Here is a 22,291-nt window from a genome sequence, read left to right as displayed (position 1 = left end):
CCTGCGCCACGGCGCCCGCTCGGTCCCGCTCGCCGCCCTGCGCCGCGCCGCCGCGCGCTCCGCCCGCCGGCTCCGCCTGCTGACAGCCGTGGGGCAGGGGGCGGGGCGCGTCATGGGACGTCGGAGTCCCGCTGGACATGGGGTCCATCGTCCGGAATTTGCTCCAAGGCGGATGTTCTCCGATCGGCCGCATTTTTCCGTTTGCAAACGAGAACAAAACGGGTACATTCTTCCGGATTGCACCGCACTCCTTGCTATGGAATAAGAGAGGCCCTAGGTCATGTCGCAATCTCCACTGCGCCTCGTCGACAAGGATATGATGGATAAAGGAAAAGCGCTCGACGCCGCGCTCAGCCAGATCGAACGGGCGTTCGGCAAGGGCTCGATCATGCGGCTCGGCCAGCGCGATAACGTGGTCGAGACCGAGGTCGTCTCGACCGGCTCCCTGGGGCTCGATATCGGGCTCGGCATCGGCGGCCTGCCGCGCGGCCGGGTCGTCGAGATCTACGGGCCGGAAAGCTCGGGCAAGACGACCCTGGCCCTGCATGTCGTGGCCGAGGCCCAGAAGAAGGGCGGGACCTGCGCCTTCATCGATGCCGAGCATGCGCTCGATCCGAGCTACGCCACCAAGCTCGGCGTCAATGTCGAGGATCTGCTGATCTCGCAGCCGGATGCCGGCGAGCAGGCGCTCGAGATCGCCGATACGCTGGTCCGTTCCGGCGCGATCGACGTGCTGGTGGTCGACAGCGTCGCCGCCCTGGTGCCGCGGGCCGAGCTCGAGGGCGAGATGGGCGACTCCCATGTCGGCCTGCATGCCCGCCTGATGAGCCAGGCCCTGCGCAAGCTGACCGGCTCGATCTCGCGTTCGCGCTGCATGGTGATCTTCATCAACCAGATCCGCCTGAAGATCGGCGTGATGTTCGGCAATCCGGAGACGACGACCGGCGGCAATGCGCTGAAGTTCTACGCCTCCGTCCGCCTCGACATCCGCCGCATCGGGTCGATCAAGGACCGCGACACGGTGACCGGCAACCAGACCCGGGTGAAGGTGGTCAAGAACAAGCTGGCGCCGCCGTTCCGGGTGGTCGAGTTCGACATCATGTATGGCGAGGGCATCTCGAAGACCGGCGAGCTGATCGACCTCGGGGTCGCCGCCGGCGTCGTCGAGAAGTCGGGCGCCTGGTTCTCCCAGGGCGGCCAGCGCATCGGCCAGGGCCGCGAGAACGCCAAGCAGTTCCTGCGCGAGCACCCGGAGGTCGCCCAGGCGATCGAGCGGGCGGTCCGCGAGAATGCGGGCCTCGTCGCCGGCGCCATGATGGACGGCGGCGTCGGAGCGGAAGCCGAGAGCGACTGACCTCTATACGACCTGTCCGACGATATAGGGCCGCGCGAGGGCAAACCCCGCGCGGCCTTTTCTTCTCTGGACAGCCCGTCTGGACAGGGCCGCGCCGAGCGGGGTAAAAGCAAAGGCTTCGCGTCGCGGCACTCCGGCCCTCGACCTTGCCTGTCCGCCGCCGCGGCCCCATTTCAAGCAGGAAACCCGCGGCTTTCGGCCGCTTCAGGTGACGAAAAAGACATGCACACGGCGAACGAGATCCGGAGCACCTTCCTCGACTATTTCGTCCGGCACGGCCACACGGCGGTGCCGTCGAGCCCGCTCGTGCCGCGCAACGACCCGACCCTGCTGTTCACCAATGCCGGCATGGTGCAGTTCAAGAACGTCTTCACCGGGGCCGAGAAGCGCGACTATGCCCGCGCCGTCACCGCGCAGAAATGCGTCCGCGCCGGCGGCAAGCACAACGATCTCGAGAATGTCGGCTACACCGCGCGGCACCACACCTTCTTCGAGATGCTCGGCAATTTCTCGTTCGGCGACTATTTCAAGGACCGCGCGATCGAGCTCGCCTGGAACCTGGTCACGAAGGAATACGGCCTGCCCGCGGACCGGCTGCTCGTCACCGTCTATTCCGAGGATGACGAGGCCTTCGACCTCTGGCGCAAGATCGCCGGCCTGCCCGAAGGCCGCATCATCCGGATTCCGACCTCGGACAATTTCTGGGCGATGGGCGACACCGGCCCCTGCGGCCCCTGCTCGGAGATCTTCTTCGATCACGGGCCGGAGATTCCGGGCGGGCCGCCGGGCAGCCCCGATGAGGACGGCGACCGCTTCATCGAGATCTGGAACCTCGTCTTCATGCAGTTCGAGCAGCTCTCGAAGGACGAGCGCGTCGCGCTGCCGCGGCCCTCGATCGACACCGGCATGGGGCTGGAGCGGATCGCCGCGATCCTGCAGGGCAAGCACGACAATTACGACGTCGATCTGCTGCGGGCGCTGATCCTCGCCTCGGCCGAGGCCTCGAACACCGAGCCCGACGATCCCGCGACCCGCGTGTCGCACCGGGTGATCGCCGACCATCTGCGCTCCAGCAGCTTCCTGATCGCCGACGGCGTGCTGCCCTCGAACGAGGGGCGCGGCTATGTGCTGCGCCGGATCATGCGCCGCGGGATGCGCCACGCCCACAAGCTCGGCGCCGACGAGCCGCTGCTCTACAAGCTGGTGCCGGTGCTGGTCGGCCTGATGGGGCAGGCCTATCCGGAGCTGACGCGGGCCGAGCCGCTGATCGCCGAGACCCTGAAGCTGGAGGAGACCCGCTTCAAGCAGACGCTCGACCGGGGCTTGCGCCTCCTCGACGAGGAGACCGCCCAGCTCGGCGGCGCGCAGCCGCTATCCGGCGCCGTGGCGTTCCGCCTCTACGACACCTTCGGCTTCCCGCTCGACCTGACCCAGGACATCCTGCGCGGCCAGGGCCGCACCGTCGATCAGGCCGGCTTCGACGAGGCGATGGCGCGGCAGCGCGCGGCGGCGCGGCAGGCCTGGGCCGGCTCCGGCGAGGCGGCGACCGAGCAGCTCTGGTTCGAGCTGCGCGAGACGGTCGGCGCCACCGACTTCCTGGGCTATGCGACCGAAACCGCCGAGGGCGTGGTTTCGGCCATCGTCCGCGACGGCAAGGCCGTCGAGGCGGCCGAGGCCGGCGACGAGATCGCGTTGGTCGCGAACCAGACGCCGTTCTACGGCGAATCGGGCGGCCAGATGGGCGATTCCGGCACGCTCCTGACCGACGACGGCGCGGAGATCGAGATCCGCGACACCCAGAAGAAGCTGGGCGACCTGCATGTCCATTTCGGCCGGGTGAGCAAGGGCCGCATCGCCGTCGGCGACGTGATCGAGCTGCGCGTCGATGGCGGGCGTCGCACCAAGCTGCGCGCCAACCACTCCGCCACCCATCTGCTGCATGAGGCGCTGCGCCGTCGGCTCGGCGGCCATGTCACGCAGAAGGGCTCGCTCGTCGCGCCCGATCGACTGCGCTTCGATTTCAGCCACCCGCGGGCAATGACGCCCGACGAGCTGCGCGACGTCGAGGTCGAGGTCAACGCCCGCATCCGCCGCAATGCGCCGGTCACCACCCGCTTCATGACGCCCGACGAGGCGATCGAGGCGGGGGCGCTCGCGCTGTTCGGCGAGAAATATGGCGACGAGGTTCGGGTCGTCTCGATGGGCGGAACCGACGACGTCCGCGAGTTCTCGACCGAGCTCTGCGGCGGCACCCACGTCCAGCGCACCGGCGATATCGGCTTCCTCAAGATCATCGGCGAGACCGCGGTCAGTTCCGGCGTCCGCCGCATCGAGGCGCTGACCGGCGCCGCGGCGGAAGGCTTCGTCCGCGAGGAGGAGGAGGCGCTCGCCCGCGCCGCGGCCGCCCTCAGGGTTCAGCCGGCCGAGCTGCCGGGCCGGGTCGTCAGCCTGATGGAAGAGCGCCGGCGGCTCGAGCGGGAGCTGACCGAGGCGCGCAAGGCGCTCGCCACCGGCGCCTCGAACGGCGCGGCGGCCGGTCCCATTGCGAAGGAGGTCGGCGGCGTCAAGCTCGCCGCGCGGCTGCTCGACGGCGTGCCGGCGAAGGAGCTGAAGGGCATGGCCGACGCGCTGAAGAAGCAGCTCGGCTCCGGCGTCGTCGCCCTCGTCGCGCGCGGCGAGGGCCGCGCCTCGCTCGTCGTCGCCGTGACCGAGGACCTGACCGGGCGCTTCAATGCGGTGGATCTCGTCCGTCTCGGCAGTCGCAGCCTGGGCGGGCAGGGCGGCGGCGGACGGCCCGACATGGCCCAGGCCGGCGGCCCCGACGGCGCCCAGGCCGAAGCGGCCTTGGCCGCGATCGAGCAGGCGCTCATTGGGGAGACTGTCGGCGCCGCTAGCTGATCGCCCTTACCGGATCGCGACGTGGATCTCGACCCGCGGCGTCTCGCCCTTGCGGTTCCGGTAGAGGTCGAAGTCGCCGCTATAGCTGCGCGGCAGGTCCGACGCCCAGATCGCCTGCCACTGCTGCATGACCGTGTCGGGCTGCGGCCCCGTCGCATCGATGACCGCGTATTTGGCGGCCGGCACCGCCTTGGCGACGAGCCCATCGGGCAGCGCCTCCGCCTTGCTTACCGCGCAACCGATGACGAGCGTGAAGGGGCCGGTATGGTCACTCTCATAGTCGGTATAGAGGCTGTAGACATCGTCGCTCAGCCGATCCGGGATGCGTTGCTGGATGCCTTCGGCATAGAACCGCTGCCATAGCGCCGCGATCCGGCCGCCTTCGCTGTTAGACGTCCGCGCCGCGATCCCGACGATCGTGAAGGCTTCGCGGGCGCTGGTCGTGAAGTCCATGTCGCTATTCCTCCGCGTCCGCCGCCACCTGCATCTTCACGATCCGGTCGGGATTCTCGACCATGCCGTTTCGGGCCGGATCTCCCTTCTTGATCTGCTCGACGAACTCCATGCCCGCGATCACTTCGCCCCAGACGGTGTATTGCCCGTCGAGAGATGGTGCGGGCTCGAAGACGATGAAGAACTGGCTGTCGGCGCTGTTTGGGTCCGCCGCGCGGGCCATCGAGACGGTGCCGCGAAGATGCGGCGTGTCCGAGAACTCGGCGTCCAGCTTCTGCCCGGAGCCGCCCATGCCGGTGCCCGTCGGGTCGCCGGTCTGCGCCATGAATCCCTCGATCACGCGGTGGAACGGGACACCGTCATAGAACCCCTGCCGTGTCAGCTCCTTGATCCGGGCGACATGGTTGGGCGCGATCTCCGGTCGCATCGCGATCACGACCCGGCCGTCCTCGAGATCGAGATAGAGCATGTTCTCCGGGTCGACCGCCCGGGCGGACCCCGCGGCGAGGAGGCCGGCAACGAGGGCAAGGGCGGGAAGGAGCTTCAGGGCACGCAGCATCATGGCGCTCTCCAGCTTATCGGCTTGTGGTAAGTCGGCCCCCATCCTTCGACAGACTCAGGATGGGGGCCAGAAGGGCGTCAGGCCATCGCCTTCTGCAGGTTCTGGTCGAGCTTGTCGAGGAACTGGTTGGTGGTGAGCCACTTCTGTTCCGGGCTGATCAGCAGGGCGAGGTCCTTAGTCATGAAGCCGGACTCGACGGTGTCGACGCAGACCTTCTCGAGCGTGTCGGCGAAACGCTGCACCTCCGGCGTGCCGTCGAACTTGCCGCGGTACCAGAGGCCGCGCGTCCAGGCGAAGATCGACGCGATCGGGTTGGTCGAGGTCTCCTTGCCCTTCTGATGTTCGCGGTAATGGCGAGTGACGGTGCCGTGCGCCGCCTCGGCCTCAACGACCTGGCCGTCGGGCGTCATCAGGACCGACGTCATCAGGCCGAGCGAGCCGAAGCCCTGCGCCACCGTGTCCGACTGCACGTCGCCGTCATAGTTCTTGCAGGCCCAGACGAATCCGCCGCTCCATTTCAGCGCGCTGGCCACCATGTCGTCGATCAGCCGGTGCTCGTAGATCAACCCCTTGGCCTTGAACTGTTCGGCGAACTCGCTGTCGAACACCTCCTGGAAAATCTCCATGAAGCGTCCGTCATAGGTCTTCAGGATGGTGTTCTTGGTCGACAGATAGACCGGCCAGCCGAGCATCAGCCCATAGTTGAAGCAGGCCTTCGCGAAGCCGCGGATCGACTCGTCGAGATTGTACATGCCCAGCGCGACGCCGCTGCTCGGGAAATCGAAGACGGTGTGCTCGATCGGCGCGCCGCCGTCGGTCGGCTCGAAGCGGATCGTCATCCGGCCGGGCCCCGGCACGATGAAATCGGTCGCGCGGTACTGGTCGCCGAAGGCGTGGCGGCCGATCACGATCGGCTGCGTCCAGTTCGGCACCAGCCGCGGGACGTTGCGGCAGATGATAGGCTGCCGGAAGACGGTGCCGTCGAGGATGTTCCGGATCGTGCCGTTGGGCGACCGCCACATCTTCTTCAGATTGAACTCCTTCACCCGGCCCTCGTCCGGCGTGATGGTCGCGCATTTGACCCCGACCCGATGCTGCTTGATCGCGTTCGCCGCATCGACTGTCACCTGATCGTCAGTGGCATCGCGATTCTCGACGCCGAGATCGTAATAGAGCAGCTCGACGTCGAGATAGGGCAGGATCAGCTTGTCCTTTATGAATTGCCAGATGATCCGCGTCATCTCGTCGCCGTCGAGTTCGACAATCGGGTTTGCGACCTTGATCTTCTTCATGGCTGCTCTCGCGTCGTGTTAAGGCTCAGGAAAGGGGGGCGCGGCGGGTCCGCGGAAGGCCCCGAACATAGCATCGCGCCAAGCCGGTGCAAGCATGACCATCCCAAGGCTCTGTCCTGGCAACGAGAACTGAGTTCCTGACATCGGCGTTTCAGCTAAGATGAGGCGTTTTCATCTGAAATCTTCAGGAGACGTGTGATGCCAAAAGGATTCAAGGAGATGATTGCGGAAGCGAACGCGGCGGTCAGTTCGATCAGTGCGGATGACGCGCAGCGGCTGGTCGGTAGCCCTGACGTCCTTTTTGTCGACGTGCGGGAAGCGGTCGAGCTCCAACGGACCGGCAAGATACCGGGCGCCGTGCATGCGACGAGAGGCATGCTGGAGTTCTATGCCGATCCGGAGAGTCCGTATCACAACCCGGCCTTGGATCGCACCAAGCAGCTCGTCGTGTCCTGCGCGTCTGGCGGACGTTCGGTTCTTGCCGCGAAGACGCTCAAGGAGATGGGGTTCGAGAACGTCCGAAATCTTACCGGCGGCATGAACGCCTGGAAGGAGGCCGGCGGCCCGACCGAGGCGCACGCCGCCTGACGGTCGCCGCCGCGCCCGCTTCCGGACGGCTATAGGCGCTTCTGCTCGGTCGGCACGGTCGGCTGCGGCTGGCGGGCGATGACGGCGATCACGTCCTCGATCCGATCCACGACGCTGAACAGCGCCCGGCATTCCGGCCGGGCGAAGCCCTCGGCCACGACATGATCGATGAGGCGCAGGAACGGATCCCAGTAGTCGTCGAAGTTGATCAGGACGATCGGCTTGTCGTGCAGCCGAAGCTGGCGCCAGGTCAGAGTCTCGAAGGTCTCGTCGAGGGTACCGAACCCGCCCGGCAGGACGGCGAAGGCGTCCGACAGCTCGACCATCATGTTCTTGCGGACATGCATGCTGTCGACGACGCGCAACTCGGTCACGTCACGATGGCCGACCTCGCGCGTGTCGAGGAATTCAGGGATGATGCCGACGACCTCGCCTCCGCCGGCGATTACCGCGTCGGCGAGAAGCCCCATCAGCCCGACGCGCCCGCCGCCATAGATCAGCCGGATGCCGTTCTCAGCCATCAACTGGCCGAGCCGTTGCGCGGCCTCGCGATGCCGTGCGTTGGCGCCCACGGAGGAGCCGCAATAGACACAGAGGGAGCGGGGGGCCGTCATGGCAGAGGTGAGACTCCATTCTTCCGGACCGACAAACACACGCTGCGGCACGAGCGTTCCTCGGCCGCCATACGCCCGGTATGGGTTGCGATATAGTTAAGTCTGTAGCCGACTCGCGAGCCGATGTGAAGGTTGCGCAGTGGCAAAGTCGCGCTTAGTTCCATGCCGCAACCAAAGACCGGCATCGGTGTTAATTGCTTCGGAACCAAGCGCGTACTAGTGTACGCGGATTGTTCTTCCGCAAGCACATGGCGGGATGAGGTGAGCCGGATCGTTTTGCTTGGAATCGTCGGAGTGGCCGTGATCGTCGCGGCGCTAGCGCTGAATCACGCGATCACCCGCGACGAGGTCGCGCATGTTCAGCAGGCAGAAGCGTCGCTCGACCATCCGGCCGCTGGCGCGCAGACGGGCGGGGAAGGGGCGGCCGCCGATTCACAGCCGGTTCAACCTGATTTCGACGTCGTCCGGGTCACTCCGAGCGGCAGGATGGTGATCGCCGGGCGTGCGGCACCGGACAGCAAAGTCACCATCGTGCAGAACGGCCAGCCCTTCGGCATGGTGACGGCCGATCGCCGCGGCGAATGGGTCCTGGTGCCCGATGCGCCGCTTGATCCCGGCAGCTACGAGATCGGACTGAACGCCAGCCTGCCGGGAGAGCCGCCCGTCGAGTCGGACGATGTCGTGGTTGTGGTGGTGCCCGAGGCGAAGCGGGACGTCGCTGGCCGGCAGCGGGAGGAAACAGGCAGGCCGCTGGCCCTGGCAGTCCCGCGCCACGGGGACGGCGGCGCGACCCTGTTCCAGACGCCCACGACGAAGGGCGGGCAGCAGACCGGCGAGGGAATCGCGGACGGGAGCTTGGTGCTCGACTCGGTGACCTATGACGCGGAGGGCCGGGTCACGGTCGGCGGTCAGGCGGCGCCGAAGACGATGCTGCAGGTCTATCTCGGCACCGAACTGATCGGCCGCGCGGCGGCCGATGAGGCGGGACGCTGGCAGGTCAGCCCCGAGCAGCCGGTGGGTGCCGGGCTGCATCAGCTCCGGGTGGATCAGGTCGAGCCGGATGGCAGCGTGGTCGCCCGGGTCGAATCGCCGTTCCAGCGCGATGAGATCACTGAACCGCTCGGTGAGGGGGCGAGCGATTCAACGGGCAAGGCGGTGGTCCTCGTGCAGCCGGGCAACAGCCTCTGGCGGATCGCCCGGCAAAGCTATGGCCGCGGCATTCAGTACACGGTGATCTTCGAGGCGAACCGGCCGCAGATCGCCGATCCGGACCTCATCTATCCCGGTCAGGTGTTCGTCGTCCCGTCGATCGAGAAGGCAGAGAACGAAAACTAGTGGTCCGATCGCAACGCTTGGGAACCGAGCGTTGGAACCATCACGTTAGTTTCAACAAGTTCTTGGGCCGATTCACGCAAAGTTCGAATGATCGGATTTCGCGATGGGGACACTGGACACGCTCCGGAGAGGTCACCATCTACGTCAACCGACGGCCGCTTCGGCTCGCCCCGGCAGGAACTCGCCGAGCAGGTCGAGATAGGGCCTTAGATCGAGCAGGACCGAGACGGCGGCGCTGATCAGCGCGACTGGGGTGAGTGGCCGTGGCAACGGGACACGACCGGTCACACTGATGCGTCCGCCAGGCCAGGCGACCAGCCGGCCATGCGGCAGAGACCAGCTTGCGCGCAGGATGGCATGGGTGGCGCGACGTGCGGAGATCGATTCGGCCGAATAGGGCGCCGGGCCGACTTCGCCTTTGAGATGCAGGACGGGGCGATTGTCCTCGGTTTGCGTATGTGCCGTGAACGGAATGCCGAGATAGGCGAATTGAAACGTGACCGGGCGCCCGGGAATATGCCGCTCGACGCTGCCGTCCTCCCGCACGACGATCGTGTTGAATTCGATCGGAATCGGCTGCTTCGCGATGAATGCTATATGCGTGCTTTGCACGTGCTGCCCTCTTGGCTGCGGTAACTGCGAAGCGTAGTGCGGTGTTTTTAAAGGCCGGTAAAAAGCTTGGGAGGAACGGGCTCCGCGACCCTAACGAAAGACCGTGGACAGGGGGGCGTTGGACGCCCTTAACCTTCCAGTAACCACTCGGTACAATAGATAGTGGTAGATTTCGGCCCGTATCGGAGCTTGACGAAGGCGGCGGGTTGGCCTCTATCGCTGTTCCTGACACCTCTCCTCTCCGCAACTTTCGGCAGTGTCCGACCAACGCTATGAAATTTCTTGATTATATAATTTTTCCGGTCCATCGCGACGGTTGGCCGTTCATCGCTATATTCGCCGTTGCTGCCCTGATTCTCGCGGTCATCGCCGAGCCGCTCGGCTGGATCGGCGCGGCGCTGACCATCTGGTGCGTCTTCTTCTTTCGCGATCCACAGCGAGTGACGCCAGCGCGCGGCGACCTGCTCGTCAGCCCGGCGGATGGTGTCGTGCAGATGATCCAGGCTGCCGTGCCGCCGGCCGAGCTCGATATGGGGCCGCAACCACTGACGCGGATCAGCATCTTTCTCGATATCTTCGATGTGCATGTGAACCGGGTGCCGGCCGACGGCAATATCGTGAAGCTTGCCTATCGCCCGGGAAAGTTCTTCAACGCCGCTCTGGAAAAGGCGAGCGAGCTCAACGAGCGGCAGGCGGTCCGGATGCGAACGATCGACGGGCGGGAGATCGCCTTCGTCCAGATCGCGGGGCTGGTCGCGCGGCGAATCCGCTGCGATCTGCGCGACGGTCAGGCGGTGCGGGCCGGCGAGAGGTTCGGGCTGATCCGGTTCGGCAGCCGGGCCGACGTCTATCTGCCGGAGGGCGTATCCTCCCTGGTCGCCGTCGGGCAGCGGATGGTCGCCGGCGAAACCGTGCTCGCCGACCTGCGATCCGATGAAGGTCCCCGCCTGGGAGAGACTCGTTGAGGGAAACATGTTGATGCGGGAAGCCCGATAGATGCGCCGGAGACCCGGCCCTCGCCTGCGCGACCAGTCGATCAACCGGCTGATCCCCAACATTCTGACCGTGTCGGCGCTCTGTGCCGGCCTCACCAGCATTCGCTTCGCCCTGCAGGATCGTTGGGAACTCGCCGTCCTTGCCATCGTGATCGCCGGCATCCTGGACGGTCTGGACGGACGAATCGCCCGCCTGCTTGACGGCGCCAGCAAGTTCGGCGCCGAGCTCGACTCGCTGTCGGACTTCATCAGCTTCGGCGTGGCGCCGGCGCTCGTCCTGTATTACTGGACGATGTATGCGGCCGGCGGCCTTGGCTGGGCGATCTCGCTCCTGTTCGCCGTCTGCTGCGCGCTGCGGCTGGCGCGCTTCAACACCAAGCTGGACAACGCCGATCTGCCGGCTTGGACGAGTCGCTTCTTCACCGGCGTTCCGGCGCCCGCCGGCGCCGGATTGTCGCTCCTGCCGCTGCTTGCGACCTTCCAGTTCGGCTCTGGCTTCTTCGACCTGCCGATCGTGGCCGGCGCCGTCATGCTCGGCGTCGCGCTGCTGATGGTGAGCCGCGTTCCCACCTTCTCCTTCAAGCGGGTGAAGGTGCCGCAGCATTATGTCGTGCCGACCCTGATCGGGGTGGGAGTGTTCGCGGCCTTCCTCGTCAGCATGCCCTGGGTCACTCTGATGACGGCCGGCGTGGTCTATGTCGCGTCGATTCCGCTGAGTTATATCGCCTATCGGCAGCTCGAGCGGCGGCGGCGTCCGGAGGACTTCGCCGAGGTTGAAGAGCCGACCGACACGCCGCTGCTCTGATCGGAACGAGCGCCGCCATGCTCGACGGGGTGATGCGCCGGATCATCGATCCGCCGCTCAACGCTCTCGGGCGCCGGGTTGCCGGATGGGGCGTCACGGCAGACACCGTCACTTTGACCGGTTTTGCCGTCGGTCTGATGGCCGTGCCGCTTCTGGCTTTCGAATTGTACGGCGCCGCGCTCGCGGCGATTCTGTTGAACCGTTTCGCCGACGGCCTCGACGGTGCGGTTGCCCGCTGGCGTGGACCGTCCGATCTCGGCGGCTATCTCGACATCGTCTGCGACTTCCTGTTCTACGCGGCGGTAGTCTTCGGCTTCGCCCTGGCCCGGCCGGAGAACGCGTTGCCGGCGGCCTTCCTGATCTTCTCTTTCGTCGGGACCGGCGCTTCGTTCCTCGCCTTCGCGGTGATCGCGGCCAAGCGCGGATTGGCGACTTCGATACGCGGTGGCAAGTCGTTTTACTACATCAGTGGGCTGACCGAAGGCACGGAGACGATCGCGGCCTTCACCGCGCTTTGTCTGTTCCCAAATGCTTTTGCGCTCATCGCCTACAGTTTCGGCCTACTCTGCTGGCTCACCACGCTGTCACGGATTATCACCGCTCGTCGCACATTCGCGAGCCCGCCGGATGAGAAACAGACCGGAATCGATCCCTGATATCTGCGTTCACGGAGCGTCGGCGCATTGTCCATCTCGAGGCTAATTGAAAACGAGCGAGAAGCGCTGAATGCGAAAGGGGCACGTCGGCATGATTCATCGGCACTGTGCTTTGCGGGCCCGTGAAGCATGTAGTAGAATTTTACCAAGACGGCCTTGTGAGTCGTTTCGGGGGCGTTCGGACATGCTGCTCGAGCACATCGCATCCATCTCGATGTGCTGACCCTTGGCGTAGCGCTACAACTTCCGCCGGCTTCCATGCAGCGCGTGAGGGCCAAAGGAGGCCCTGCGTACGAAACGGGTATCCGAAGGGGGCAGCATGCTTGAACGCTTGGACCGGGGCTCGGTCTCGATCAACCGCTTCGTTGTCGACTGTCTTATGCTGGTGATGACGGTATTCGTCTTCACCAATGTCGTGCTGTGCTACCTGTTCAGCAGCTCACTCACCTGGGTCGAGGAACTGACCTTGAAGTCCTTACGATTACCACGCACGGTCAGGGCCGTTCATGATCGCCGTTCTTATCTCCGTCTTTGCCGTCGCCCTGATCATCGGCATTCCCGTTTCGATCGCAATAGGCGGGGCGGACATGGCTGCACTCCGCTGGGGCGGCAGCTTTTCGCCGATGCCGATGCCGCAGCGCCTGTTCAGCGGCATCGACCGCCTTCCTCTCATGGAGGCCGGACCGCTGCGCGAGGGCCTCATCAAGTGCAGACGCATGTGAGGGGGTAGGTCAATGGCGCTCGACATCATCGGGCTCGGCGAACCGCTCATCGAGTTCAACCAGGACCCGAGCCGGACGGGTGAGCCGATCTATCGGCTCGGCCATGGCGGCGATACGTCGAACGTGACGATCGCCGCTACCCGGCAGGGCGCGAGGACGGGGTATATCACCGCGCTCGGCGCAGATTCCTTCGGCGACTCGTTCATCACGCTCTGGCAGCGCGAGGAGGTCGATGCGAGCCGGGTCCTCCGCGACCCGGTTGCCCACACCGGCATCTATTTCGTCTCGCACGGCCCCAAGGGGCACGTCTTCACCTATATGCGCGCAGGCTCTGCGGCGAGCCGCCTGAAGCCCGAGAGCCTGCCGCTCGATTATATCTCCGGCGCCAAGTTCCTGCATGTCTCGGGCATCAGCCAAGCGATCAGCGCCGTCGCTTCGGATACGGTCTTCGCCGCCGTGCGGCACGCCCGGACCAAGGGGGTGAAGGTGTCCTACGACACCAATCTGCGCCTGAAGCTCTGGCCGCTCGATCGCGCGCGCGCCATCACGCATGCGACGGTCCCGCTATGCGATGTTCTGCTGCCGAGTCTCGAGGATGCCGAAGCCTTGACGGGGCTGACCGATGCCGATGCGATCGCCGACTTCTATCTCAAGCTAGGCGCACCGCTCGTGGCCTTGAAGCTCGGACCGGAGGGGGCGCTTGTCGCGACCGCCGCAGAGCGTCGGCGCATTGCCGGGCACCCGGTCAAGGTGGTCGATGCGACGGGGGCCGGCGACACGTTCGACGGCTCATTTCTGGCCGTGCTGGCGACCGGCCGGGATCCGTTCGAGGCGGCGCGCTATGCCAATGCCGCCGCAGCCTTGTCGACGCAGGGCTATGGCGCGGTGACCCCGATTCCGCGGCGCGAGCAGGTGCTGGCCTTGCTCAACACGTCGGGCTCGGCCCGAAGCTAGCCCTTGTCACGGGCGGCGGCCGCGCAGGCGTTCCTCCTAGCCGTATCGATCGGTGGCGGCGAGACGTCGCCGGAGTCATGATCGACACCGATGGGGTGTGCCGGCGCCCGAATTGCCGACCCTCGACCGGGCGACATCCCGGCGCCCGGCAATGTTTTGCCATCGGACAGCTAGACTCGACCGAAGGCGATGGTATCTTCCGACACCCTCGGTCGGCCAACCATGCATCTTGCGGCGATCGATGAAATCGCGGCTGGTTAGGACATCTAGAGTCATCGAGGAACGCAGTTGTCCGCTTGGCCGAAGAGGCGCAGTCTTGCGCTCCGCTCTCACCTGATCCTTCTCGTCATCGTCGCCATGCTTCCCGTGCTGGCGTTCTCGGCGTTCGTCCTGCTGCGCTTCTCCCAGTCCGAGTTCGCCGTGGCCGAGAACCAATTGAGCGAACGGGTCCATCTGATTTCCGCCGCCGTGGATCGCGAGTTGGAGAACACTAAGGCGGCGATGAAGCTGCTCGCCACCTCGCCGTCACTCCAGGATAGTGATCTGGTCACTTTTCACCAGCAAGCGACGGAAGCGGCAAGAGTCCTTGATGTCGACGGGGGCATTGTCCTCTTCGACGCCACGGGCCAACAGCTCGTCACCACGCGCCGGCCGTTCGGCGATCCGCTCCCGCGCCGACCCAATCTGGAACTGCTCGATCGGGTGTTCGAAACCGGCCAGCCGCAGATCTCCGACCTCTATGTCGGCGTTCCGACCAATCGTCGGCTCCTCGCCATCGACGTGCCGGTGTTTCGCGATGGCGAGGTGGTTTACGACCTCAGCACGGCCATCACGCCGGACCGCTTGTCCACTCTGCTGGCGGAGCAACAGCTTCCGCCGGATTGGCTCGCGTCGATCAGTGATCGGAAGGGCACGATCGTGGCACGGTCGATCTCCCCGGAGCGGTTCATTGGTGAGCCGGTGAATCCGTCTCTTCTGGCGAAGATGGGCCAGGCTGTCGACGGTTCGTTCCCGCATGTCAGCAGGGAAGGCATCCCCGTCTACACGGCTTTCGCCCGCTCGCCGATCTCGGGCTGGACCGTCGCGATCGGCGTGCCCGAGTCGGCGATCGACACGCCGCTGTACCGGTCGCTGCTAATGCTCATTGCCGGCGGAACGGTACTCGTCTTGGCCGGCATCGGGCTTGCCCTGCTTCTGGGGCGGCGGATCGCCCGTCCGATCGGATCGCTGTCGGCTGCCGCGCTGGCGCTCGGGCGTGGCCGCACGCCAGGCGATCCGACACCTGGCGTTCGAGAAGTCGACGCGGTGGGATGGGCACTCCGCAAGGCCGATGAACGTCTTCGGCAACGCGCCGACGAGCGCGACCGGGCGGAGGAGGCGCTGCGCGCCTCGCACGAGCGCACCGTCGAGATCCTCGAGAGCATCAGCGATGCCTTCTATGCGCTCGATGCGGACTGGCGCTTCACTTACGTCAACCGCAGGGCCGAACAAGTATGGGGACGGCCCCGGGAGTCGCTGATCGGGAAGGTCCTGTGGGAGGAGTTCCCGCAATCCCTGGGCAGTAAATCCGAGCGGGCGCTTCGCCGCGCCGCCAAGGAGCGATCCGCCGTGGATATCGAGACGGTTTCCGCGGTGCTCGACCAGTGGATTCAGCTGAACATCTATCCCAGCTCGAGCGGTCTCTCGGTCTATTTTCGCGACATCACGGAGCGGAAGCGGGCGGAGAGGGAGCTGGCGCGGCATCGCGATCATCTGGAAAGGCTGGTGGAGGAGCGGACGCGGCAGCTGACGACTGAAGTCGCCGAGCGCCAACAGGCCGAGGAGGCGCTTCGGCAGTCGCAGAAGATGGAGGCGGTCGGCAAGCTGACGGGCGGCATCGCGCACGACTTCAACAACCTGCTCACCGTTATCGCCGGAAATCTCGATCTACTGCGCGGCAAGCTGGGCGAGCAGCCGCGCCTGCTCCGACTCGTTTCCATGGCGTCGCTCGCCGCCGATCGCGCCGAGAAGCTGACCCAGCAGCTCCTTGCTTTCTCGCGCCGGCAGAGGCTTCGACCGCGGGCGATCGATCTGAACCAAGTCGTGACCGGAATGGAGGACCTGTTCCGCCGGACCGCCGGCGAACGGATAGAGGTTCGCACGATCCTGTCGCCGGATCTGTGGCCGGCGATGGCGGATCAGAACCAGCTCGAGAACGCGGTGCTGAACTTGGTGATCAACGCGCGCGACGCGATGCCGGACGGCGGTCGGATCACGATCGAGACCGCCAACCTCCTGCTCGACGCCGAGAATGCGTCGCAACATCCCGATCTGGCTCCGGGCCGCTATGCGCAGATCGCTGTCTGCGACACCGGCCTGGGCATGCCGCCCGACATGGTGCTGCGGGCGTTTGAGCCGTTCTTCACGACCAAGGATGTCGGCAAGGGCACCGGGCTCGGCCTCAGCATGGTCTACGGCTTCGTCCGGCAGTCGAATGGGCATGTCACAATTCAGAGCGCTGAAGGCGAGGGTACGACCGTCCGGATCTATCTGCCGTTTGCCGGAACGAGCGCAAGCGAGGCGCCCGAGAGCCGGGCGCCACAGGGGGAGTCGCGGTCCGGCAGCGAGACGTTGCTGGTCGTCGAGGACGATGCCGACGTGCGGGCGCTCGCCGTCTCGGTCCTGGGCGACCTCGGCTATAAGGTGCTGGAGGCGGCGACGGGTGACGCAGCCCTGCCGCTACTGATGGCGCGGCCGGATATCGACCTGCTGTTCACGGACGTCGTGATGCCCGGTTCTCTGAGCGGCGTCGACCTCGCCCAGCAGGCACGCGAACGGCACCCGGCCCTGCGCGTGGTGCTCACGACCGGCTATGCTTCCAGCCTCGTCGAGCGGGAGCGGCTTGCCGAGGCCGTGGAGATTCTGAGGAAGCCCTACCGCCCGGCCGATCTCGCGGAGACGATCCGGACCGCCCTCGATCGGTAGGGCGGGTTTGAAACCCGCCCCTACTCGGCGGCCTCTTGATGCAGGATCGGCGAAGGCGCCGACGGCATCTCGTCGGTCGTCCCGCCACGCGCGGCACGCCGCCGGGCGCGCCAGGCCCGCAGGTTTTCCCGGACCATCAGAGCGGACGGCGTGACGATCAGGGTGAGAGGCGTGGCGAAGGCGAGGCCGAACACGATCGCCGTCGACAACTGCGTCCACCACTGCGTCGACGGCGCCCCGATCGCCACCTCGCGGCTGGCGAAGTCGATATTGATGCCGAGGACCATCGGGATCAGGCTCAGGATCGTCGTGATCGTGGTCAGCATCACCGGGCGCAGGCGCTGCGCGCCGGTCCGCAGCAGCGCCTCGAACGGCGAGGGAGCGGAATCCCTCAGCTGATCGAAGGTGTCGATCAGGATGATGTTGTTGTTGACGACGATCCCGGCGAGCGCGATCACGCCGATGCCGCTCATAACAATGCCGAATGGTTGGTTCGTGACCAGAAGCCCGACCATCACGCCGATCGTCGACATGATCACCGCCGACAGGATCAGCCCGGCGCTGTAGAAGCTGTTGAACTGGGTGATCAAGATGATCGCCATGATGAACAGGGCGACGACAAAGGCCTTCATCAGGAAGGCCTGCGAGTTGCGCTGGTCCTCGTCCTCGCCCTTGAACGTCACGTCGATCCGCGAGTCGAGCCCGGCTCCGCTCAGCCAGCTTCGGATCTCTCGAACCTTGTCGTCCGCCAGTACGCCGGACTGCACGTCGGCCTTCACGCTCAGCACGCGCTCGCCGTCGACGCGGTTGATCAGCCCGACTTTCGGCTTGGCGGCGCGGGTGACGAAATTGCTGATCGGCGCAAAGCCGTCACCGGTTGGGACGCGAATCTGATCGAGTTCGCTGATGCTGCGCGCCCGTTCCGGGAAGCGGGCGACGATGTCGACCTCGTCGTCGCTGCCGTCGGGTCGATAGTCGGCGAACCTCAGCCCTTTGGTGACGAGCTGGATGTAGTTTCCCACGGTCGTCACGTCGACGCCGTATTTCGCGGCCTCGGCCCGATCGACCTCGATCTGCCACTCGATGCCGGGAACGGGGCGACTGTCCTCGATGTCGATCAGCCCGGTCATGCCCTCCAGATGGGCGCGCACCGTCGCGGCGGCCGGAGCCAGCAACTCGGGAAAGCGTGAGGACAGCTCGACATGGATGGGCTTGCCGGCCTGCGGCCCGCCTTCCTGCTCGTGCGGCTCGACGATGATGCCGGCGAGGTCGGCCGTGCGTTCGCGGATTTCCGCAATGATCGCATCGGCGGGGCGACGCTGGTCCCACTCCGTGAACTCGAGCTGGATGGTGCCGATGACGTCTTCCGCCACGTCCTGGCCGCTGGTGCCGGCGTTCGCCAGCGACACCGCGTAGATCGTATCGAACTCGCCGCGCTCTTTCTGCATGGCGAAGATGTCGGCTTCCACCTGCCGGACCAACGTGTCCCGCTCGTCGATCGACAGGTTGCCGCGGCCGTGGATCTGAAGAATCGCGGTCTCCGGCTCAACATCGGGGAAGAACTCGACGCCGTGGCCGTGCGTCGCGTAATAGAGTTGCACGCCGACCAGCATCGCGACCGCCACGAGGACCACCTTGCCCGGATGCCGGAGCGCGGCGTTCAGCACGCGCACATAGCCGCCGGTGAAGCCGCCGACCTCCCGCAGGTCGCCCTCCTCGCCGCGCGCCAGCGCCTTCATCGTCGCGCTGCCGGCGGAGCCGGCTTTGCCGAAGACCGCGCCCAGCGTCGGAATGAAGATCAGCGCCATCAGCAGCGATGCTGTCAGCGTCGCCGTCAGCGTGATCGGCAGGAAGCTCATGAATTCGCCGACAACGTCGGGCCAGAACATCAGCGGAATGAAGGCGGCGAGCGTCGTCGCCGTGGACGCGATGATCGGCCATGCCATCCGCTGCGCCGCGAGGCGATAGGCTTCGCGCTTCGGCAGCCCTTCGACCATCTTCCGGTCGGCGAACTCGGTCATCACGATCGCACCGTCCACCAGCATGCCGACGGCGAGAATCAGGCTGAACAGAACCACGATGTTGATGGTAAGTCCACCGAGGGCCAGCACCAGAATGCCGATCAGGAACGCCCCCGGTATAGCGACGCCGACCAGTCCGGCGCTGCGCACGCCAAGCGCCGCGACGACCACGATCATCACCAGCAGCACGGCGCTGATCAGATTGTTCTCGAGGTCCTTCAGCATGGTACGGATATCGGTCGAGCGGTCCTGCGAGTAGGTCACCTCGATCTGCTCCGGCCAGTACCGGCGCTCGGCCTCGACAGTCGCGCGAACCCGTTCGATCGTCTCGATGATGTTCTCGCCGGTCCGCTTCGAGATCTCGAGCCCGATCGCCGGCTGCCCGTCGATCCGGGCATAGCTCTCCGGATCCTTGTAGGTGCTGCGCAGCTCGGCGATGTCGCCGACGCGGACGACGGCCTCGCCACTGACCTTCAGCGGCATGCCGAGGATATCGTCGGCTTCCTCGAACAGCCCCGGGACTTTGATCGCAAACCGGCCGAGGCCGGTGTCCATTGTGCCGGCGGCGACCAGACGGTTGCTGCGCCCGACCAGGGTGGCGATGTCGTCGGCATCCAGGCCGTAGCTTTCCATCAGCAGCGGGTCGATGATCAGCTCGACCACTTCCTCGCGGTCACCGGAGATATTCGCCTCCAGCACGCCGCTCAGCCCCTCGATCTCGTCCTGCAGCCGCTGCGCCAAGGTCAGCAAGGTGCGCTCGGGCACGTCGCCCGACAGGCTGACGACGAGGACCGGAAACAGGCCGACATTCACCTCATTGACGGTCGGCTCGTCGGCGTCTTCCGGAAGCTCGGCCTTGGCGAGATCGACCTGCTCGCGCACGTCGGTGAGCGCTTTGTCCGCGTCGAAGCCGGCGCCGAATTCGAGCACGACATTGCCACCGCCCTGATAGGCGGTCGAGCGCATCTCCTTCACCCCTTCGATCTGCCGGAGCTCCTGCTCCATCGGCCGCAGCAGCAGGCGTTCGGCATCCTCGGGGGCGATGCCCTCCAGCGACATCGATACGTAGATGATCGGGATGTTGATGTCCGGATCGGATTCCTTGGGCATGTCCCGATAGGTCACGATCCCGGCGATCAGCAGCAGGACCAGCCCGGTAATGACCGTGCGCGCGTGGCTGAGCGCGGCGTCGATGATCGCGTTCATGATTGGCCGACTCCGCTTTCCGGAACCGGCTCCACGCGCTGACCGGGCGTCACATATTCCTGGCCGACGGTGATAAGGGTGACTGTCGGCGGCAGCCCCGCGATCCACAGCCCGTCCGGGCCGTCGTCGATGATCTGCACCGGTTGAAACTCGACGATGTTGTCGGCGTTCACCGTCTTGACGCCGATCTCGCCGGTTTCGGACAGCGTCAGGATCGCCGGCGATATGCGATGGGCCGGCAGCTCCTTCACCGGCAGGTGCAACTCGGCGGAGAGTCCCTGGACGACCTGCCGGTTGGAATTGTCGGCTTCCAGCTCGATCCGGAAAGTTCGGGTCGTTTCGTCGGCGACGCTTGAGATATAGCGCACCTTGCCGTGCACCATATCGCCGCTGACCAGCGTCGCCGTTCCGGGATCGCCCGGCGCGATCTTGCTGACGTCGCGTTCGGAAATCTGCCCGACCATGAGGATCGGGTCGAGGTCGACGAGCAGGGCCACCGGATCGCCCATATCGACGAAGTCGCCGATTTCCGCCTGCCGCGCGTCGACGACGCCGTCGAACGGCGCACGGATCAGGGTGTGGGCGATGTCGATTTCCATGCCGGCGACCGCCGCCCGTGCCTCCTCAAGCTTCGCCTTCGAGTCGGCGAGCGCGGTCTCGGCCCGATAGCCCTTCTTGGAGAGTTGCGCGGCGGCCTCGTACTCGATGCGGCGCTGCGCTTCCAGCGCCTTGACCTGACGAAGCCGCGCTTCGCGGTCCTCGCGATCCAGCCGCACCAGCGGGTCTCCTGCCGCGACGACGGCCCCTTTCTCGACGAAGACTTCTGCGACCCGACCGCGTGTCTCGGCGCTGATCTCGACGCTTCGCGAGGCCACCGTGCGGCCGCGCAGGACGATTTCCGCCGTGCGGGCTTCGGCGGCTTGCTGGCGGACCCGCACCTGCGGCAGGGCGGCCTCGGCCTTGGCCTGTGGGGGCGGTGCTGCCGCCGCCTTATCCTCGGTCCCAAGCTGACCGGACAGAATCCAGCCGATAGAGGCGAGGGCAAGGCCACCGGCGATGACATAAGAGAGCTTCATCTGGTTTCCTGTCATTTGGCCCCATGGTCTGGTGGCCCTATCGTCTGGGTTCGGCGCCGGGCGGACCGGCACTCTGTCACTCGGCGATGGTCACTCGGCTACGGCCGCGGCAGGCCCGTTCCGGTCTGTCGGGCTCTCCTGTTGCTCGAGGAGATGCCTGTTCTGCTCAAGATACTCGGCGGCGGCCGTGAATACGGTCCGGCCGAGCCCGGCAAATAACTGGGCGCTGGCCGACCAATTCGCGGTGTCGCATTTGTCGATCCGGGCGAGGGTGTCCCGGTACCAGTTGATCCGCTGGTCTATCAGCCGTTCCAGATGCGGGCGTGGAACCAGATGCCCGAACATCAGGATGAACAGGAAATCCGACCGGATCCGGTCCGGTGCGGGGACCTGCTGCAGGGCCGCAGCCAGCGCCGCGCGGCCCGCCGGCGTAATGCTGTAGACTTTCTTGTCCGGTCGTTTGTCCTGCGGCATTTCGGTGCAGATGGCGAGACCGTCCTCGACCAGCCTGTTCAAGGCCGGATAGATCGAGCCGAAGCTCGTTTCGTAGATATGGCTTAGAACGCCTTCCTCGAAGACCTTCTTGATCTCATAGCCGCTCGCGTCACCGAGCTGCAGCACGCCGAGACATAGGGTTCTTGCATCCATTCAACACCTCGCGGGCGTTTGATATATCGACCTGAAATAGATCGCAATAGCATATATCAGAGTGATATATTCTAGTGAACGTATATGTCGCGCGCAACGGCTCGAGCCAGCATTAACAATTCGGACGCCGGCGTTAACGCTTCGGACGCCAGCCTTAACGCTTGGGACGAATGCCGGCCGGCAGCCCGGTTCGGAACTTCCCAATCCTCGTGCTGTTTCTCGATCGTGCGACCGTCTCACGCTTTGAAGATGCCTGCGCGTGCGGTTCGACTGCTTCGAGCAGCCTAGGAGGACGTCCCGATGCCTTATCGGAAAAACGCGGATCTTCCGGATCGGGTCAAGGATCATTTGCCGGGCCACGCGCAGGACATCTATCGCGAGGCCTTCAACAGTGCCTGGGAAGAGTATGAATCGCCCAAGGAGCGGCGCGGCGATTCGTCGCGAGAGGAAACGGCCCATCGCGTGGCTTGGTCGGCCGTGAAGAAGAAGTACGAGAAACAGGGGGACGACTGGGTCGCGAAGGGCTGAGCAGCGCC

19 protein-coding genes are annotated in these 22,291 nt (G+C 65.6%); 11 read left to right on the top strand and 8 right to left on the bottom strand.

Annotated elements, in window-relative coordinates; genetic code table 11:
* Positions 1-280: 280 nt before the first annotated feature.
* Complete coding sequence (recA, locus tag DT069_RS07725; RefSeq protein ID WP_119459690.1) at positions 281-1,354, top strand: recombinase RecA; 1,074 nt, start codon at positions 281-283, stop codon at positions 1,352-1,354.
* Between the two features lie 222 nt (positions 1,355-1,576).
* The gene (alaS, locus tag DT069_RS07720; protein WP_119459689.1) at positions 1,577-4,252 is read left to right on the top strand and encodes an alanine--tRNA ligase; all 2,676 of its coding nucleotides are present in this window, start codon (positions 1,577-1,579) and stop codon (positions 4,250-4,252) included.
* Positions 4,253-4,258: 6 nt separating this feature from the next.
* Here the strand turns inward: alaS and DT069_RS07715 are convergent, their stop codons facing one another.
* The 3 genes from DT069_RS07715 to DT069_RS07705 form a co-directional block, all read right to left on the bottom strand.
* On the bottom strand, positions 4,259-4,705 hold the full coding sequence (locus tag DT069_RS07715) for a GyrI-like domain-containing protein (protein WP_119459688.1): 447 nt from the start codon (positions 4,703-4,705) through the stop codon (positions 4,259-4,261).
* 4 nt (positions 4,706-4,709) lie between these two features.
* Positions 4,710-5,264, bottom strand: a complete 555-nt coding sequence (locus DT069_RS07710; RefSeq protein ID WP_425450091.1) for a peptidylprolyl isomerase — start codon at positions 5,262-5,264, stop codon at positions 4,710-4,712.
* Between the two features lie 80 nt (positions 5,265-5,344).
* Complete coding sequence (locus DT069_RS07705) at positions 5,345-6,559, bottom strand: NADP-dependent isocitrate dehydrogenase (RefSeq protein ID WP_119459686.1); 1,215 nt, start codon at positions 6,557-6,559, stop codon at positions 5,345-5,347.
* A 198-nt stretch (positions 6,560-6,757) separates the two neighbouring features.
* Here DT069_RS07705 and DT069_RS07700 point away from each other — a divergent pair, with 198 nt between their 5' ends.
* On the top strand, positions 6,758-7,147 hold the full coding sequence (locus DT069_RS07700; RefSeq protein WP_119459685.1) for a rhodanese-like domain-containing protein: 390 nt from the start codon (positions 6,758-6,760) through the stop codon (positions 7,145-7,147).
* Between the two features lie 29 nt (positions 7,148-7,176).
* Here the strand turns inward: DT069_RS07700 and DT069_RS07695 are convergent, their stop codons facing one another.
* Positions 7,177-7,761 (bottom strand): LOG family protein, encoded by a 585-nt coding sequence (locus DT069_RS07695; protein WP_119459684.1) that lies wholly within the window; start codon positions 7,759-7,761, stop codon positions 7,177-7,179.
* Between the two features lie 261 nt (positions 7,762-8,022).
* Here DT069_RS07695 and DT069_RS07690 point away from each other — a divergent pair, with 261 nt between their 5' ends.
* Positions 8,023-9,096 carry a LysM peptidoglycan-binding domain-containing protein gene (locus DT069_RS07690; protein ID WP_162913043.1) on the top strand — a complete coding sequence of 358 codons (1,074 nt, stop codon included), beginning with the start codon at positions 8,023-8,025 and terminating at the stop codon, positions 9,094-9,096.
* A 144-nt stretch (positions 9,097-9,240) separates the two neighbouring features.
* Here the strand turns inward: DT069_RS07690 and DT069_RS07685 are convergent, their stop codons facing one another.
* Positions 9,241-9,708 carry a hypothetical protein gene (locus DT069_RS07685; RefSeq protein ID WP_119459682.1) on the bottom strand — a complete coding sequence of 156 codons (468 nt, stop codon included), beginning with the start codon at positions 9,706-9,708 and terminating at the stop codon, positions 9,241-9,243.
* Between the two features lie 215 nt (positions 9,709-9,923).
* Here DT069_RS07685 and DT069_RS07680 point away from each other — a divergent pair, with 215 nt between their 5' ends.
* The 6 genes from DT069_RS07680 (at position 9,924) to DT069_RS07655 (ending at position 16,804) form a co-directional block, all read left to right on the top strand.
* Positions 9,924-10,673 (top strand): phosphatidylserine decarboxylase, encoded by a 750-nt coding sequence (locus DT069_RS07680; RefSeq protein WP_425450090.1) that lies wholly within the window; start codon positions 9,924-9,926, stop codon positions 10,671-10,673.
* Positions 10,674-10,704: 31 nt separating this feature from the next.
* Positions 10,705-11,508 carry a CDP-diacylglycerol--serine O-phosphatidyltransferase gene (gene pssA / locus DT069_RS07675; RefSeq protein ID WP_119459680.1) on the top strand — a complete coding sequence of 268 codons (804 nt, stop codon included), beginning with the start codon at positions 10,705-10,707 and terminating at the stop codon, positions 11,506-11,508.
* A 17-nt stretch (positions 11,509-11,525) separates the two neighbouring features.
* Positions 11,526-12,164 carry a CDP-alcohol phosphatidyltransferase family protein gene (locus tag DT069_RS07670; RefSeq protein ID WP_119459679.1) on the top strand — a complete coding sequence of 213 codons (639 nt, stop codon included), beginning with the start codon at positions 11,526-11,528 and terminating at the stop codon, positions 12,162-12,164.
* Positions 12,165-12,670: 506 nt separating this feature from the next.
* Positions 12,671-12,886 carry a hypothetical protein gene (locus DT069_RS07665; protein WP_119459678.1) on the top strand — a complete coding sequence of 72 codons (216 nt, stop codon included), beginning with the start codon at positions 12,671-12,673 and terminating at the stop codon, positions 12,884-12,886.
* A gap of 12 nt (positions 12,887-12,898) precedes the next feature.
* The gene (locus tag DT069_RS07660; protein WP_119459677.1) at positions 12,899-13,840 is read left to right on the top strand and encodes a sugar kinase; all 942 of its coding nucleotides are present in this window, start codon (positions 12,899-12,901) and stop codon (positions 13,838-13,840) included.
* 288 nt (positions 13,841-14,128) lie between these two features.
* Positions 14,129-16,804 carry an ATP-binding protein gene (locus tag DT069_RS07655; RefSeq protein WP_119459676.1) on the top strand — a complete coding sequence of 892 codons (2,676 nt, stop codon included), beginning with the start codon at positions 14,129-14,131 and terminating at the stop codon, positions 16,802-16,804.
* Positions 16,805-16,824: 20 nt separating this feature from the next.
* Here the strand turns inward: DT069_RS07655 and DT069_RS07650 are convergent, their stop codons facing one another.
* The 3 genes from DT069_RS07650 to DT069_RS07640 all read right to left on the bottom strand — a co-directional run bounded on the left by DT069_RS07650 (position 16,825) and on the right by DT069_RS07640 (position 21,755).
* Positions 16,825-20,031, bottom strand: coding sequence for an efflux RND transporter permease subunit (locus tag DT069_RS07650; RefSeq protein WP_119459675.1), 3,207 nt, complete (start codon positions 20,029-20,031; stop codon positions 16,825-16,827).
* Positions 20,028-21,107 (bottom strand): efflux RND transporter periplasmic adaptor subunit, encoded by a 1,080-nt coding sequence (locus DT069_RS07645; RefSeq protein ID WP_162913042.1) that lies wholly within the window; start codon positions 21,105-21,107, stop codon positions 20,028-20,030. The genes DT069_RS07650 and DT069_RS07645 overlap by 4 nt, the downstream gene beginning before the upstream one ends.
* A 90-nt stretch (positions 21,108-21,197) precedes the next feature.
* A complete protein-coding gene (locus DT069_RS07640; protein ID WP_119459673.1) occupies positions 21,198-21,755 on the bottom strand; it encodes a PadR family transcriptional regulator in 558 nt (185 codons plus the stop codon).
* Between the two features lie 300 nt (positions 21,756-22,055).
* On the opposite strand from DT069_RS07640, the gene DT069_RS07635 reads away from it, so the two are divergent.
* Complete coding sequence (locus tag DT069_RS07635; protein ID WP_119459672.1) at positions 22,056-22,283, top strand: ChaB family protein; 228 nt, start codon at positions 22,056-22,058, stop codon at positions 22,281-22,283.
* Positions 22,284-22,291 lie beyond the last annotated feature (8 nt).

This window comes from Virgifigura deserti (assembly GCA_003576685.1).
Lineage (GTDB): Bacteria > Pseudomonadota > Alphaproteobacteria > Dongiales > Dongiaceae > Virgifigura > Virgifigura deserti.
The sequence above is the reverse complement of the archived record's forward strand: the minus strand, read 5'-3'. Positions and strand labels throughout refer to the sequence as shown.